The organism is Photobacterium minamisatsumaniensis (genome assembly GCF_050336695.1).
GTDB lineage: Bacteria > Pseudomonadota > Gammaproteobacteria > Enterobacterales > Vibrionaceae > Photobacterium > Photobacterium minamisatsumaniensis.
This window is the reverse complement of the sequence record NZ_JAKJSI010000014.1, coordinates 157,693-174,401: the sequence shown is the minus strand read 5'-3', so window position 1 is coordinate 174,401 and position 16,709 is coordinate 157,693. Positions and strand designations below refer to the sequence as shown.

12 protein-coding genes are annotated in these 16,709 nt (G+C 47.5%); 6 read left to right on the top strand and 6 right to left on the bottom strand.

Going from position 1 to position 16,709, the window contains the following annotated elements:
• Window positions 1–26: 26 nt before the first annotated feature.
• Window positions 27–2,570, top strand: coding sequence for a penicillin-binding protein 1A (locus tag L4D78_RS06925; protein WP_428466227.1), 2,544 nt, complete (start codon window positions 27–29; stop codon window positions 2,568–2,570).
• Between the two features lie 52 nt (window positions 2,571–2,622).
• On the opposite strand, the gene oxyR is transcribed toward L4D78_RS06925, so the two are convergent.
• Window positions 2,623–3,534 (bottom strand): DNA-binding transcriptional regulator OxyR, encoded by a 912-nt coding sequence (gene oxyR, locus L4D78_RS06920; protein WP_428466226.1) that lies wholly within the window; start codon window positions 3,532–3,534, stop codon window positions 2,623–2,625.
• A gap of 162 nt (window positions 3,535–3,696) precedes the next feature.
• On the opposite strand from oxyR, the gene L4D78_RS06915 reads away from it, so the two are divergent.
• From L4D78_RS06915 to L4D78_RS06905, 3 genes are all read left to right on the top strand, one after another.
• Window positions 3,697–4,425: a glutathione peroxidase gene (locus tag L4D78_RS06915; protein ID WP_428466225.1), complete on the top strand. Its 729-nt coding sequence runs from the start codon at window positions 3,697–3,699 to the stop codon at window positions 4,423–4,425.
• Window positions 4,426–4,496: 71 nt separating this feature from the next.
• Window positions 4,497–5,948 carry a dihydrolipoyl dehydrogenase gene (locus L4D78_RS06910; protein ID WP_428466224.1) on the top strand — a complete coding sequence of 484 codons (1,452 nt, stop codon included), beginning with the start codon at window positions 4,497–4,499 and terminating at the stop codon, window positions 5,946–5,948.
• Between the two features lie 126 nt (window positions 5,949–6,074).
• Window positions 6,075–6,335 (top strand): DUF3624 domain-containing protein, encoded by a 261-nt coding sequence (locus L4D78_RS06905; protein ID WP_428466223.1) that lies wholly within the window; start codon window positions 6,075–6,077, stop codon window positions 6,333–6,335.
• A gap of 42 nt (window positions 6,336–6,377) precedes the next feature.
• Here L4D78_RS06905 and argH read toward each other — a convergent pair whose 3' ends face one another.
• From argH to argC, 4 genes are all read right to left on the bottom strand, one after another.
• Entirely contained in the window at window positions 6,378–8,255 is a 1,878-nt protein-coding gene (argH, locus tag L4D78_RS06900; protein ID WP_428466222.1) for an argininosuccinate lyase, read from the bottom strand.
• 53 nt (window positions 8,256–8,308) lie between these two features.
• Complete coding sequence (locus tag L4D78_RS06895) at window positions 8,309–9,517, bottom strand: argininosuccinate synthase (protein WP_428466221.1); 1,209 nt, start codon at window positions 9,515–9,517, stop codon at window positions 8,309–8,311.
• 90 nt (window positions 9,518–9,607) lie between these two features.
• Complete coding sequence (gene argB / locus L4D78_RS06890; RefSeq protein WP_428466220.1) at window positions 9,608–10,387, bottom strand: acetylglutamate kinase; 780 nt, start codon at window positions 10,385–10,387, stop codon at window positions 9,608–9,610.
• Between the two features lie 10 nt (window positions 10,388–10,397).
• On the bottom strand, window positions 10,398–11,411 hold the full coding sequence (gene argC, locus L4D78_RS06885; RefSeq protein WP_428466219.1) for an N-acetyl-gamma-glutamyl-phosphate reductase: 1,014 nt from the start codon (window positions 11,409–11,411) through the stop codon (window positions 10,398–10,400).
• A 656-nt stretch (window positions 11,412–12,067) separates the two neighbouring features.
• Between argC and ppc the strand changes: the two genes are divergently transcribed.
• Window positions 12,068–14,698, top strand: coding sequence for a phosphoenolpyruvate carboxylase (gene ppc, locus L4D78_RS06880; RefSeq protein WP_428466218.1), 2,631 nt, complete (start codon window positions 12,068–12,070; stop codon window positions 14,696–14,698).
• Between the two features lie 418 nt (window positions 14,699–15,116).
• On the top strand, window positions 15,117–15,680 hold the full coding sequence (locus L4D78_RS06875) for a PadR family transcriptional regulator (protein ID WP_428456638.1): 564 nt from the start codon (window positions 15,117–15,119) through the stop codon (window positions 15,678–15,680).
• Window positions 15,681–15,762: 82 nt separating this feature from the next.
• Here L4D78_RS06875 and metF read toward each other — a convergent pair whose 3' ends face one another.
• Entirely contained in the window at window positions 15,763–16,662 is a 900-nt protein-coding gene (metF, locus tag L4D78_RS06870) for a methylenetetrahydrofolate reductase (RefSeq protein WP_428466217.1), read from the bottom strand.
• Window positions 16,663–16,709: the final 47 nt, after the last annotated feature.

Here is a 16,709-nt window from a genome sequence, read left to right as displayed (position 1 = left end):
AATGTTGATGTAACGGGAATTCTCAAGTGAAGTTCATAAAGCGATTACTCATACTTGCAATGATTTGCATAATTCTTGGAGTCAGTACTATTTTTGGCTTTTACTTTTATGTGAAGCCAGAACTGCCAGATGTTGCAACATTGAAAAATGTTGAATTACAAACACCTATGCAGGTTTTTAGTTCTGACGGCAAACTCATTTCCCAGTTTGGCGAAAAACGCAGGATCCCACTCTCTCTTGATGAGATCCCCCCACAAATGATTAATGCGATCATTGCTACCGAAGACAGCCGTTACTATGCCCATCCCGGTATCGACCCGATAGGTATTGCCCGTGCCGCTTTTGTCGTCGCGACGTCTGGTTCCGCCAAGCAAGGGGCGAGTACAATAACCCAGCAGCTAGCACGAAACTTTTTCCTCTCTAACGAGAAGAAGATCATGCGGAAAATCAAAGAGATTTTCATTGCGATACACATAGAGCAGCTGCTCACCAAAGACGAAATCCTTGAGCTATACCTGAATAAGATTTACCTCGGCTACCGTTCATATGGTGTAGGAGCAGCGGCACAAGTCTACTTTGGTAAAGAAGTTGGCCAGCTAACCCTTAGTGAAATCGCGGTTATTATGGGATTACCCAAAGCGCCATCAACCATGAACCCAATTTACTCACTGCGTCGTGCTACGACACGCCGTAATGTGGTACTTGGCCGGATGTTGTCAGAAGGTTACATCACGCAAGCAGAGTTCAACCAAGCTCGCTCTGAAGAGATTGTGGCTCGCTACCATAGCGCCGAAATCGAACTCCGCGCGCCTTATTTTGCTGAGCGTGCCCGCGCTTGGATGGTTGAACGTTACGGTGAAGAGGCTGCCTATACCTCTGGTATGCGCATTTACACCACGGTTGACCCAACGCTGCAACGAGCCGCCCAACAAGCGACCATCGACAACCTACTCGGCTATGACCAACGCCATGGTTTCCGCGGTGCCGTCGCAACCCTTTGGGAAGCAACGCAACCTACTTGGTCGACCGAGCAGATCAACAGTCACCTCAACAACCAACCAACTTATGGCCAGTTATTGCCAGCCATTGTGACCGCAACTGACAGCAAGACTGCATCAGTGGTTATCAAAGGGGGGCAGCAGCAGACCTTAGAATGGGATGGTATGAAATGGGCTCGCCGATTCATTAGTGACAAACGCCAAGGTCCGGCACCCAAAAGCGTATCTGATATTTTTGCTGTTGGACAACAAGTGTGGGTACAGCAAAAAGACGAGCAATGGGTACTCAGCCAAGTGCCCGATGCCAATACCGCTTTTGTCGCGGTATCGCCACAGAACGGCTCAGTGAAAGCCATGGTCGGAGGATTTAATTTCGTCCACAGTAAATTTAACCGCGCCACCCAATCCATCCGTCAGGTCGGTTCGAGCATTAAGCCGTTTATCTACTCTGCGGCGATTGATAATGGACTGACACTTGCGTCACTGGTAAACGATGCCCCGATTAATCGCTGGGATCAGAGCATGGGTACGGCATGGCGACCAAAAAACTCGCCGCCCACCTATAACGGCCCAACACGCCTTCGTATTGGGCTTGCTCAATCGAAAAACGTAATGGCTGTACGTGTTCTACAAAATGTAGGCCTCGATGAAACCATTAACTACCTAACGCGCTTTGGCTTTAAACGCAAAGATTTGCCGCGTGCAGAAGCGATTGCGCTTGGCGCCGGTAGCTTAACACCTCTTGAAATGGCGCAAGGCTTCTCGGTGTTTGCCAACGGTGGGTACTACGTTGAACCTTACTTTATCGAACGCATAGAAGATCCATATGGCGAAGTTGTTTATCAAGCAAAGCCAAATATCGTTTGTAATAGCGAATGCCAAAGAGAGCAGCAACAATCAGGTAATACCGTAGCAGCCAGTACTGCTGTACTCAACGATATCGCCATTAATGAACAAGAGCTGGGTAATACTCAACGTGAAAACGGCCAGCAAAGCGAAAGCTATGCACCACAAGTCATTTCAGAACAAAACGCCTTCTTAGTACGAGAAATGCTTGAAAGTAATATCTGGGGTGGTGGTGATTGGCGTAATGGTACAGGTTGGAATGGTACAGGTTGGCGAGGACAGAGCCTAAAACGTCGTGATATCGGTGGTAAAACGGGTACCACAAACGGCTCTAAAGATGCATGGTATACGGGCTTTGGCCCTGGTATTGTTGCCACGGCTTGGGTCGGTTTTGATGATCACCGCCGCGAGTTAGGCAAAGTTGCATGGAACAATAACCTCGACAAAAACCAAATTTCTGGAGGGGAAGCCGGTGCGAGAACCGCTCAGCCTGCATGGGTTGGCTTTATGGATAAAGCACTGGAAGATGTTCCTGTACAACGCAAACAGCTACCAGATGATATCGTTAGAGTTCGTATCGATCGTGAAAGCGGGAAGCTGAGCAGCCGTAGTGATTTCACGTCAATGTTCGAGTATTTCGAAAAAGGTACCGAGCCAACGGAAACCGTAAGTGAGAGCTCTCAGGAAAGTATTTTCTCAGAAGACAGCTCTGACGAATTATTCTAACAGTACCACGACATTGAAAAGAGCACCGAAAGGTGCTCTTTTTGTATACACACTACAGCGTTTTTTCAGCCGGTAGTATGTTAGCAATATGCTGTTGAATCAGCTCTGATAGTTTCTCATAGCGCGCCTTGAGTGGTGAGCCCGGACGGTAAGCTAAGGTTATCAATCGGGTCGGGACAGGGTTTTCTGCTGTGATGTAACATACCCCGTCGCGCTCGCGCTCTTTGGGTGTTGCCAGTTTAGGTAACAAGGTAATTCCGCTGCCTGCCGCCACCATATTGCGCAGCGTTTCCAAGCTGGTTGCTTTAAAACTGCCATCTTCAGTCGCACCCGCGGCAAAACAAAACCCCATCGCCTGATCACGCAGGCAGTGACCGTCACCAAGCATCAATACCGTTTCCCCACTCAGCTCCAGCATATCGAGGCAATCGAGCGACGACCAAGGGTGATCTTCCGGTACTGCTAGTATCATCGGCTCGTGGTAGAGGGGTAACTCGATGAATGGCTCTGTCTCCTCAACGGCAGCCAAAATGATGCAATCCAGTTTTCCTTCTTCCAACTGCTTAACCAACTGATGGGTTTGCGCCTCGTGTAAGAAAAGCTCAAGTTCAGGGAAACTCGCTTTTATTTGCGGAATTATATGTGGCAACAAATACGGGCCGACAGTCGGAATAAACCCGATATGTAACGGCCCCGACATGCTTTCTCCCTGCTGGCTCGCCAATTCAGTCAGTACCTTCACCTCTAACAGTACTTTCTGCGCTTGAGCGACTAAGCTCAATCCAGCATCAGTAAAGAGAACCTTACGACTGGTACGTTCCAACAAGGCGACACCTAGCTCATCTTCCAGTTTGCGGATCTGCCCACTCAAGGTTGGCTGACTCACAAAGCATGCTTCAGCCGCCTTACGAAAGTGCTTATGCTCAGACAGAGCAACTAGGTATTCAAGATCACGGATATTCATCGCTAACTACTTTGATAGATATAAACTATCAAAACCATAACAGCAAACGATTAGAACTATCAAGCGAGAAATCGCATAATCATCACATCAACAGGGAGCAATAAGTATTATGCTCCGGTTGGGAAAACAACCAATTTAACTTTGAAAAATAAAGGAATAGTTATGTTCGCATCTAAAGAAGGTCAAGCAATCCCTCAAGTCACTTTTCACACTCGCCAAGGTGATCAGTGGGTAGACCTAACAACTAACGAGATTTTTGCTAACAAAACAGTGATTGTTTTCAGCCTACCAGGCGCATTTACACCAACGTGCTCATCAAGCCATCTACCTCGCTATAACGAGCTAGCACCTATCTTCGCTGAACACGGTGTCGATGAAATCCTATGTGTATCTGTCAACGATACCTTCGTTATGAACGCTTGGAAAGCTGACCAAGAAGCAGAAAACATCACATTCATTCCAGATGGTAACGGTGAGTTCTCAAAAGGCATGGACATGTTGGTCGACAAAGAAGATCTAGGCTTTGGTCCGCGTTCATGGCGCTACAGCATGCTGGTGAAAAACGGCGTGGTTGAAAAAATGTTCATCGAAAACGACGAGCCTGGCGACCCGTTCAAAGTATCTGACGCTGACACGATGTTGAAGCACATTGCACCGAGCCACCAGCTACAAGAATCGATTACTGTGTTCTCAAAACCTGGTTGCCCATTCTGTGCCAAAGCAAAACAAAACCTTATCGACAAAGGCCTGCAATACGAAGAAGTCATTCTTGGTAAAGACGCAACCACAGTAAGCCTACGTGCCATTTCTGGCCGTAGTACGGTTCCACAGGTCTTCATCGGTGGTAAGCACATCGGTGGTAGCGAAGAACTAGAAGCTTACCTAGGTTAAGTTCGGTAATAAAAAGAACAAAGGCCCAGTATCACGCTGGGCCAATAGCAAGATTTGCGTGGAGATAACAAATGAAAACTTTGAATGTTGATGTGGCCATCATTGGTGGTGGTACAGCTGGACTTGGTGCTTACCGTGCAGCGAAAGCCTATACCGATAGTGTTGTAATGATTGAAGGTGGTCCATACGGCACGACTTGCGCACGTGTTGGCTGCATGCCATCAAAGTTATTAATTGCCGCCGCAGAAAGCGTCCATCAAATTGAAAAAGCGCCAGCGTTTGGTATTCACCCACAAGGTGAAATTGTGATTAACGGCCATGAAGTCATGGATCGTATCAAACGCGAGCGTGACCGTTTTGTTGGCTTCGTTTTAGAGGGTGTCGACGAGATCCCAGCCGAAGATAAAATTGCCGGCTACGCCAACTTCGTTGATAACAACACCCTACTGATTGATGGCCACACCCAAATTTCTGCTAAGCGCATTGTTATCGCAACAGGTTCGCGCCCAGCTTATCCTGCGGTATGGAATGAATTAGGCGATCGCCTGATCATCAATGATGATGTCTTTGATTGGGACGACCTACCAAATTCTGTTGCCGTATTCGGTCCAGGTGTTATTGGCCTTGAAATTGGACAAGCTCTAAAACGCCTCGATGTCGATGTGGTAATGTTTGGCCTAGGCGGCCAAGTCGGCCCGCTGACCGACCCTTCAGTCATGGCTTATGCCGATAAAGCTTTCAACGAAGAGTTTTACCTTGATGCCGATGTGAATGTCGAAAGCATGAAACGCGATGGCGACAGCGTCAAGATCAAATACCTTGATAAATCAGGCGTGCTGCAAACCATCAATGTTGACTATGTGCTGGCAGCCACTGGCCGCCGTCCAAATGTCGATAAACTAGCAATTGAAAATACTCAGGTTGAACTTGATGATCGCGGCGTACCTGTTGCTGATCACTTCACACTGCAGACATCGGTTGATTCCATCTTTATTGCCGGAGATGCCAGCAACCAACTACCACTGCTACATGAAGCCGCTGACCAAGGCCGCATTGCTGGCGATAACGCAGGTCGCTTCCCCGATATTCGTGCAGGCCTGCGCCGCTCAAAAATATCTGCGGTGTTCTCTGATCCGCAAATCGCAATGGTGGGTGAAACCTACAAGGAAATCACCACTCGCTTAGGTACGTGTGGTTGCTTTGAAACAGGTGCTGTCTCTTTTGAAAACCAAGGCCGTTCGCGCGTCATGCTGCGCAACAAAGGTATTTTGCATGTCTATGGTGAGCATGGTACCGGCCGATTCCTTGGCGCGGAAATGATGGGTCCCAATGCTGAGCACCTTGCGCATCTATTGGCATGGGCACATCAGAACAAAATGACCGTGGCAGAGATGCTTGATATGCCTTTCTACCACCCAGTTATTGAAGAAGGTGTCCGTACAGCATTACGAGATTTGAACGCGAAACTTCACCTTGGCCCTGAAATGGTCAAGCACTGTCTCGATTGCGGCCCAGGCTGTTAACAGTACATCGCCAACTTATTACCCTTGCACTACCGACCAGCCCTCTTTGTGAGGGCTTTTTTATTTGAGGCTATATGGAATAGCCTGCTACCATCGGGGATTCGAACGACAAAGAAAGGCACGACTATGAGTTGCCATACCTGCACCTCTTCACGAATAAAACAAAAGCTTGGTCGCTGCCGACGCTGCGTAATCCAATTGCTACTATTCGTCCCTGCCAGCTGGGGGGCATGGTGGTATTTTTACCGGACAACCCCCACAACAGTAGAGTCACTCACCCTGCTTTGTGCCGCAGGTATCTTTAGCCTATTACTTTGCCTTCATGGCCTTTCCGCACTCAAGATCCACTATTCTCACTCGTCAAAACACAAAAAGCCCGGCAATTAAGTCCGGGCTTTAATGGTTCAATAAACGCTAAGACGCAAAACGCTAAGCAACATTTACCGTAGGGATAACTTGCTCTTGGTCTAGGCGCACTTCCAGTGCCACTTCATCACAAGCATGCTGACGAGGGCAGCGGTCACAGTCTTTCATCACTTTCTCTGGCAACAATGACTTCGAGGTTGGTATGAAGCTTTGTTTCATGAAAAACTCGGGTACACGCGTTAGCACAAAGACTTTTTTAATCGCCATTTGGCTGGCTTTCTCGATTAAGTGATCAATAATCGCTTTACCCTGCCCTTGCTGCTGCCAGCCAGCCTCAACCCCTAAAGAGCGTATTTCGGCCAATCCTGAATCATACACATACAGCGACGCACACCCCGTGACAGTCCCATGATGCTCTGCTACCGCAAACGAGCCAATATCACGCACCAGTTCATTACGCAGCCTTGGTAGGTTTTCACCCAAGCCAGCCCAGTAAGTCACCATGCCCTCAATCGCATCCAGATCAGTGAGTCGCGCACCACGCACCTTCACCCCAGGGGAATAACGCTTCTCTAAACGCTTCTCGGCCTGCCCAATCGCATAGTCCACCTGATTTGGCGCTACGCCACCTAGCGCACAACGTTTATCCAAACAGGATTCTATGGTTAATATTGGGTAGACGTCACTATCGATGACTTCCGAGAAAACTTTCATTTCGTCAAGAGACAGCTCTTCGAGCGCACAGCCTTTTGCGATAGCGGCAACCACTGCAACCCCGACAATATGGTGCGCTTCACGGAATGGAATGCCTTTTGCGACTAAGTAATCAGCAAGCTCTGTGGCATTGGAGTAGCCTTGCATTGCCGCTTCTAAAGTCCGGTCTTTGTTTACTTGAATACCATCGAAGCACAATGCGGCCATTTCCATGCATTCATACCAGCTATCAAGAGCATCGAACAAGCCCTCTTTATCTTCCTGCATGTCTTTGTTGTACGCCAACGGCAGTGCTTTGACTGTCATCATCATGCCTGTCATCGCACCATAAACCCGGCCACACTTACCACGGATCAGCTCAAGCGCATCCGGATTTTTCTTTTGTGGCATCAACGAAGAGCCAGATGTCACGGTATCCGCAAGCTCGATGAAATTTGATTCGCCTGAATTATAAAAAATCAAATCTTCAGCCATTCTCGATAGGTGCAACATTGAAATAGAGGCTGTCGATAACAGCTCCATCACATGGTCACGATCCGACACCGAGTCCAAGCTATTACGCGTCGCGCGTTGGAAGCCAAGACTGTGTGCCAGCATCTCTCTATCGATAGGGTAAGCCGTACCTGCCAACGCACCAGAGCCCAATGGGCAAGTATCAAGTCTGTCCATTGCATCTTGCAGACGCGAGTAGTCACGTTCGAACATTTCAACATAAGCCAAGCACCAATGAGCAAAAGTCACAGGCTGAGCACGCTGTAAATGAGTGTATCCTGGCAGTACCGTACCTTGATGTTCACGAGCAACCGTTACAAGCTGGTTTTGCAGCTGATCTAACATCAACTGAAGTTGCTGCCCTTGCTGGCGGCACCAAAGCTTCAAGTCTGTCGCGACCTGATCGTTACGTGAACGACCGGTATGTAACTTCTTGCCCAAGTCACCCACTTTACTGATCAACTGCTGTTCAACCCAGCTATGGATATCTTCAGCGTCTGAACGCAAGATCTGCTCAGGATCTTCCATCACAGCTAGCTTGAGCTCGTTAAGTGCGAGCTCCAGCCTTTGTTGCTCTTCATCCGTCAGAACATCCACCTGACGTAATGCCTTTGACCAAGCAATCGAGCCTACGATGTCTTGCTCCGCCAAACGGTAATCAAAACGCAATGAATCGTTGAACTGCTTAAACCGTGTGTCAGCTGCCTGACTGAACCGTCCGCCCCAGAGTGCCATGGTACTTCTCCTATGTTTCTACTCGACTTGCTTGATACTTATGATTGCTTCGATTACTTTTTCTGTTCGTTCAGGGCACGAATGCGGCTAGCTAGCGAGTACAGACGAATGAAACCACCAGCATGGCTGTGATCGTACACCTCATCCTCGCCAAACGTCGCAAACTCTTCTGAATACAAGCTGTTAACTGAACGCTTCTGAACAACGGTAGCTTGACCTTTATACAGCTTCACCACAACCTCACCGCTCACATCTTGCGCCAATTCATCGGCAGCTGCGAGTAGCGATTTGCATAACGGCGTAAACCAACGACCATCATAGATAAGGTGTGAGGCTTTAAGGCCAACGCTTTCACGGAACTCATAAGACTCTTTATCAAGTACAAGTTGCTCAACCGCACGCAAGGCTTCATTCATGATGGTGCCCCCCGGGGTTTCGTAACAGCCACGCGACTTCATCCCAACCAAACGGTTCTCGACAATGTCGATACGACCGACACCATGCTCGGCACCTTTTTCATTAAGGTAAGTCAGGGCATTAAACGGTGACATGGCTTCACCATCGACGGCAACAATTTCACCCTTTTCAACCAAGATAGAAACGAGCTCCGATTGCTCAGGTGCTTGCTCTGGATCTTTGGTCCATACCCAGCACAGTTCATTTGACTGATTCCACGTATCTTCCAATACACCGCCTTCGGTTGAAATGTGCCATGCATTCGCATCTCGTGAATAGATTTTTTCCAACGATGCCGTGCATGGAATTTTACGATCAGCAAGGTAATCGAGTAGCGCTTCACGGCTACGTAAATCCCACTCACGCCAAGGGGCAAGCACGGTAAGTTGAGGGGCTAGTGCAGCATAAGCACTTTCAAAACGCACCTGGTCATTACCTTTACCCGTACAGCCATGACACAGTGAATCGGCCCCGACTTCCAGCGCACATTCAACTTGCGCTTTGGCAATAATAGGGCGCGCCATGGATGTACCCAGTAGGTATTTACCTTCGTAAATAGCACCCGTCTTAAGGCTTGGGAATATATAGTCTTGCACCATCTCTTCTTTTAGATCGGCGATATAACAAGATGACGCACCCGACGCAATTGCTTTCTCTTCAATGCCTTCAAGCTCCGCTTCACCCTGACCAACATCAGCAACAAAAGCGACAACTTCACAGTCATAGTTCTCTTTCAGCCATGGAATGATGGCCGATGTGTCCAGACCGCCGGAATAGGCCAATACAACTTTAGATACCTTGCTCATAATACTCTCCTAGTAACCTGCTCGACGGTCATCCCGCTCAGGCGATTAATGTGTCCATATAGAAATAACTTGCTCACTGTCGCATAACGCTTACAGCGAAAATTTAGTACCGATGCTCTGGCCATCAAAGAGTGCAGCCAGTTTGTCGGGATAACGCCACGTTGCCACTTCAATCGGGCGACCCAACGTTTTTGCTGCCTCAAAAGCAGCACGAACTTTAACAATCATGCCGTCAGTGATCACCGCTTGGGTAATCAAGGCTTCCGCCTCAGTCTCGGTCAACTGACTGATCAATTTACCTTTACCATCCAATACACCGCTGACATCAGACAACAACACCAGCTCAGCATCTAATGCCGCCGCTACCGCTACCGCAGCCTGATCAGCATTGACGTTCATCAGAGCGCCATTACTGTCTAGGCCAATAGAGCTCACGATAGGCAAAAAACCAGATGCCATAATTTGGCTAACCAGCTGGCTGTTACCAGGCGCCGCTTTCCCCACGGCACCTAACTCAGGATCAAGTTCAGTGATCTGACAAAGGCCACCATCAGCCAGACTCAAGCCAACTGCGGCAACACCCGCTTTCTGTGCTTGGCCCTGAAGTAGCTTATTGGCCGTCCCCGCCAACGCCCCGGCGATATAGGGGATTTGCTCAGCGGGTGTCACCCTTAAGCCGTCTTTCTTAACCGTTTCAAGCTGAAGTTTCGCCATCAAATCATCAACAAGGTAGCCACCACCATGAACCAGCAAGAGTGGTCTCTGTGCTTGCTGCTGGTATTGATTGATTGCACTAAACAATTTCTCAAGCGTCTCTGTGCACGAAAGAACTGCACCGCCTAACTTAATAACTAAAGGAACCTGACTCATGGCAATACTCCTAAACCAACGCCGTTAACTGCGGGAAACCATTTCGAATATTTATGCACTGCATCGCTTGTGATGATGCACCTTTCAATAAATTGTCAATCGCCGATGTTAAGACGATGTGACCAGCGTGTACCTTCCAACCAATATCGCAAAAGCAGGTATTAACAACCGACTGGAGATTCGCGGCCTGCTCACCGAGCAACCTAACAGCATGCTGTTCACTTTGACTGTCATACGCTGCCGCCATGGCGCTTGCCACTTGCGCAGCATCCACACCGTCAGCTAACTTGGCCGTAATTGTCGCGAGAATGCCACGCTTGAAATTACCCAAATGCGGCGTGAAGATGACCTCTTGACCAAGGTGTGCTGAGATTTCAGGCTGATGGCGATGGTTAAATATGCCATATGCTTGCAAGCTTACTTCACAGAAGCTGTTCGTCATGCTCGCTTTACGCCCAGCGCCTGACACACCACTCACAGCATTAATAACAGGTAACTGGTTCGTCTCGAGCAACCCGGCTTCTAGCAAAGGCTTAAGTGCCAATTGAGAGGCTGTTGGATAACAGCCAGGCACCGCAATCAATTGAGCCTTGGCTATTTCTTCTTTATTCCACTCCGCCAAGCCATACACTGCTTCTTCCAGCCACGCAGCGTGTTGGTGTGCGAAACCATAAAACTGGGTATAAAACTCATCGCCCTTCACCCTGAATGCACCTGACAGATCAAATACCTGGCAGCCTTCTGCAAGAAAAATAGGCGCTAAGTTATGACTAACTTCATGCGCTGTTGCCAATAGAACAACGTCAGCTTGTTTGGCAACATTTTCCGGGTTATTTAAAGGTTGTAACGGTAGATCAATAATGCCTTTTAATTGGCCGTGTAAGTCACTGATCGGCTTATCTGCATCAAGACTATTTGCAGAAACATATAAGCCTTTAAGGTTAAGCTGAGGGTGAGCCTGTACCATTTTTGCCAATTCTGCGCCTGTGTAGCCGCTGGCACCGATAATTAAGGTGTTCAACATAGTAAATCCGTTTTTGTATGTGGGTATCGTAGGTAATCAAATAGCAGTAAAACTGCTGGGGGCGCACGAGTGCACCAAGCGAGTGAGACTTAGCGTCGTCGGAGGGAATTCAGATTTTGAATATTCGCTTGGTTCATGTTAACAGCTTCCTATACAGCTAGAGTCTATCCATTACTCAGAATAAAAAGTGTGGTTTCATTTCACAAAATAGTGATTAGGTTTTTATTCATATCTTTTGAATTAATATGTTTACCGATTAATCTTATGCCTGTCAACTAGAAGTAAGAAAAAAGTGGCAATTAAATGCCTAAGACTAAATAAGTGCATATAAGCCAACCAGCAGTAAAAGATAATCTTTAGCCAAAAGCTCTGTCAATCACACTGTTACCAACCAGTTAAAGAAGATCATATCATTTATAAGTCAGCCTGCAGTTAACTCAAACAATAAGGTGGTAAAACACGCGATTTTTGTGCTTCATATCGCTATTTGATGAAACTTTGTTACAAGTTCAGTTTCATATCATGACAAATATCAATGTAGTGTCGTTTTCTTACCGCGAAATACAATCCATGTTGACCTCAAAGCAGGTTCGCGGATAGATTGTAGCTATACAGCAAAGTATTTGGATGTAACAAACTTACGAGATGGATGCGATATGAACGAAAAGTACAGCGCGCTAAGAAGTAACGTTAGTATGCTTGGCCACCTGCTAGGCAATACCATTAAAGATGCACATGGTGATGATTTTCTAGGAAAAGTAGAGACCATTCGCAAGTTGTCTAAATCTGCCCGCGCAGGAAATCAAGATGATCGCGCCAAGCTGATCAACGAACTGCAAAATTTACCGGATGAACAGCTACTGCCGGTTGCACGTGCCTTTAGTCAATTCTTAAACCTGACCAACATTGCCGAGCAATACCATACTGTTTCACGTCATTGTGAAGAAAATATCTGTAGTCCTGATTCGATTGATGCATTATTTGGTAAGCTCAGCAGCAAAGACGTTAGTCAGTTCGATTCCATTCAAGCCGTTCGCGATCTCAATATTGATTTAGTGCTAACCGCACACCCGACTGAAATCGCTCGTCGAACCATGATCCATAAGCTTGTTCAAATCAACAAATGTCTATCCAATCTAGAGCTTAGCGAGCTTTCAGAAAGTGAGCGTCAGAAAGTCGAACGTCGCCTTGAACAGCTTATTGCTCAAGCATGGCACTCGGATGTGATCCGCAAGCAAAGACCCACCCCGCTTGATGAAGCCAAGTGGGGGTTTGCCGTCGTTGAAAATTCACTATGGCAAGCTGTACCAGAATTCCTCCGCCAATTTGATGAAAAGCTCACCAACCACCTGGGCGAAGGGCTGCCAATTGATGCGGCGCCAGTGAAGTTCTCATCTTGGATGGGCGGTGACCGTGACGGCAACCCGTTTGTCACTTCTAAGGTCACCCGAGAGGTACTCTTACTGTCACGCTGGAAAGCCGCCGATCTTTACCTTGGTGATATTCAAGAGTTGGTCAGCGAACTATCGATGGTAAAATGCAATGACCTCGTGCGTGAACTGGCAGGTGATGAACACGAACCCTACCGTGCGATCTTAAAGGACTTACGCACAAAGCTGACCAATACTCGCGATGTGCTAGATGCCAAAATCAAAGGACTCGATGTCCCTAATTTCGGTATCATTACCGAAATAGAACAGCTTTGGGATCCACTCTATGCCTGTTACCAATCGCTGCACGAATGCGGTATGGGTATCATTGCCGATGGCCACCTGTTGGATGTTCTACGCCGTATCAAGTGTTTCGGGGTTCACCTTGTTCGTCTTGATATCCGCCAAGAAAGCACGCGCCATTCAGATGTGATTTCAGAGCTGACCCGCTACCTTGGGCTTGGTGACTACGACCAATGGAGCGAGCAAGACAAAATCGCTTTCCTTGTGCGTGAGCTTTCCTCTAAGCGTCCATTGCTTCCACGCGACTGGGAGCCATCTGACGACGTACGTGAAGTGATTGAAACCTGCAAGGCAATTGCCGAGCAGCCTCGTGAAGCGCTTGGGGCTTATGTCATTTCAATGGCCCGAACAGCCTCAGATGTACTTGCTGTTCACCTGTTACTGCAGGAAGCAGGCTGTCCGTTCCGCATGGATGTTTGCCCACTGTTTGAAACACTGGAAGATTTAAATAATGCTGAAGATGTTATCAAGCAATTGATGAGCATTGACTGGTACCGCGGCTTTATTCAAAACTACCAGATGGTGATGATTGGTTATTCCGATTCAGCCAAAGATGCCGGTGTAATGGCAGCAGGTTGGGCGCAATACCGCGCCATGGAAGCCTTAGTATCAGTCTGCGAAGAGGCCAATGTTGAATTAACCTTGTTCCACGGCCGTGGTGGTTCAATTGGTCGTGGTGGTGCGCCAGCGCATGCTGCATTGCTTTCACAACCACCACGTAGCCTAAAAGGCGGCATGAGGGTGACTGAGCAAGGCGAGATGATCCGCTTTAAGCTTGGTTTACCTGACGTTGCAGTGAACAGCTTGAGCCTCTATGCGAGTGCAATTCTGGAAGCCAACCTATTGCCACCACCAGCACCGAAACAAAACTGGCGCGAGCTGATGGACGTGCTATCAGAAGTTTCTTGTGAAGCGTACCGTGACGTTGTTCGTGGTAATGAAGAGTTTGTTCCATACTTCCGCGCAGCAACCCCTGAGCTCGAGCTAGGTAAACTGCCACTGGGCTCTCGACCAGCCAAACGTAACCCGAATGGCGGCGTTGAAAGTTTACGCGCGATACCTTGGATTTTCGCATGGAGCCAAAACCGCCTATTACTACCGGCTTGGCTAGGTGCAGGTAAAGCGATCCAGTTCTCTATCGATAAAGGACACGCGCCACAGCTAGAGGAAATGTGTCGTGAATGGCCATTCTTCTCAACTCGCCTTGGCATGCTAGAAATGGTGTTTACCAAAACCAATATCGGTATTGCTGAATACTACGACCAACGCCTGACCGATAAATCACTGTGGCCTCTTGGCCAGCAGCTTCGCGATCAGCTACAGCAGGATATCAATGCTGTACTAACGGTTGAAAATAGTGCGCACCTAATGGAACAAAACCCATGGGGTGCTGAAGCCATTCGCCTACGAAATATCTACGTTGAGCCACTGAACATGCTTCAGGCTGAGTTGCTTTACCGTACCCGCCAACAGCAGGAACCGTCACCAATGATGGAAGAGGCGCTGATGGTAACCATCGCTGGTATTGCAACAGGTATGCGTAACACCGGTTAATCATTAGATTGCCATCGTTAAAAAGACCACATTTTGTGGTCTTTTTTTTGTTAACACATTCACCACAGAAACACCAAAGTGACTCACTAATGATACACCCTGTAACTAGGCGCATAAGCTAATGTAATTATTAACGCTGTGAAAGCAGATGAATCGAAACAGGCTTCACTGCATCAATACACACAAGCGTAAAATATATAGAACAGCATCACAATATGAGCAATTGGTTACACTAGATTTTCGCCTTAGCACTCTCTAGTGTCGATAAATAGCGCGTTGGTGTGTATGCTACGTGATCTCGATCAGGCACTGCAACGAGATGAGTGCAACAAAACGATTATAAAAACGCCAAAGAGCGAAGGGTAACGTTTGTCTGATTGATTTCTTTATTTTTGTAGTATTTTAACGGATAGAAGAGATGTCACTACCACATGTCATTTTAACCGTGCTGAGCACCCGCGACGCAACTGGTTACGATATCACGAAAGAGTTTTCACACAGTATTGGTTATTTTTGGAAAGCGAGCCACCAACAGGTGTATCGTGAATTAAACAAAATGGCCACCAACGATCAGGTAACTTGTCAACTTGAACCACAAGAAGGTAAGCCTGACCGTAAAGTTTATTCAATCACAGATCTAGGTCGTCAGACTTTGTTCGAATGGTTCCAAGAGCCAGCTCGCAACCCAACCATTCGTGATGAGTTCTCTGCAAAGCTGGTTGTTTGCAGTGTTTACAACTCAGAGCCAATGCAGCATCAACTAGAGGCTTTAATTGAAGAGTCTCATACCCTGATCAGTCATTACAGCGAAATGGAAAAAGTACATTTTGCGGACTACCAGAATATGGACCGCCAATCTCGACTAGACCGATTAACACTCCGTCGTGCCGTCCATAACCGTCAGGCTTGGATTGACTGGGCAGAAGAGGTACTTGTCGAACTAAAAGATATCGACGCGCCAAATAGCCCAGTAGCTCTCTAATCTAGTCTCTAGGTTTAGAGATACCAAAAATGAAAAAGCCGCTAGATAGCGGCTTTTCTTTTAGCTTTATCATTGCTTAAAATTAAGCAATGCCTTCTTGGGCTCGCACGCCCAGCGTATGGCATATCGCATACGTCAGCTCAGCACGGTTCAATGTATAGAAGTGGAAGTCTTTAACCCCTTCACGGCTCAATACACGCACCATATCAATCGCATTGCTCGCACCAACCATCTGGCGGCTTAACAAGTCATCATCCAAACCTTGATATTGTTTTTCCATCCAGCTTGGAATTTTCACGTTATTAATGTTTGCAAAGCGCTTCGCTTGGGTCATGTTAGAAACCGGTAAAATGCCAGGAACAATTTCAACATCAATACCCGCCGCCACACAGCGATCACGAAAACGCAGGTAACTTTCGACATCAAAAAAGAACTGGGTTATTGCTCGGCTAGCACCAGCATCAACTTTACGCTTTAAGTTAATGAGGTCAGCTTGAGCACTTTTGGCTTCCGGGTGCACTTCAGGGTAAGCCGCAACTGAAATATCAAAGTCTGCCTCAGCACGTAATAGAGCAACCAAATCGGCAGCATACATATCAGGTTTAACGCCTTGTGCAGGTAGATCACCCCGTAATGCCACAATGTCTCGAATACCGTTATTCCAATAATCACGGGCAATAGTACGTAACTCATCACGGCTTGCATCGATACACGTAAGGTGAGGTGCTGCCACTAAACCCGTTTGCTCTTTAATATCTTTAATGATTGAATGGGTACGATCACGTTCACCAGAGTTGGCACCGTAAGTCACCGAGACGAATTTAGGCTTTAGCGTTTTCAGGCGTTGGATAGAATTCCATAGGGTCTGTTCCATTTTCTCGCTGCTTGGCGGGAAAAACTCAAATGATACGTTGATGTCACCGTTAATATCAGCAATATTCTGATTTAGCGAATCCAAGTGACTTGCGTGTGAATAGCCCATACTGCAATCCTTCCTATGTTGGCCTTGTTGGCCTCTCCCTAAAGCTG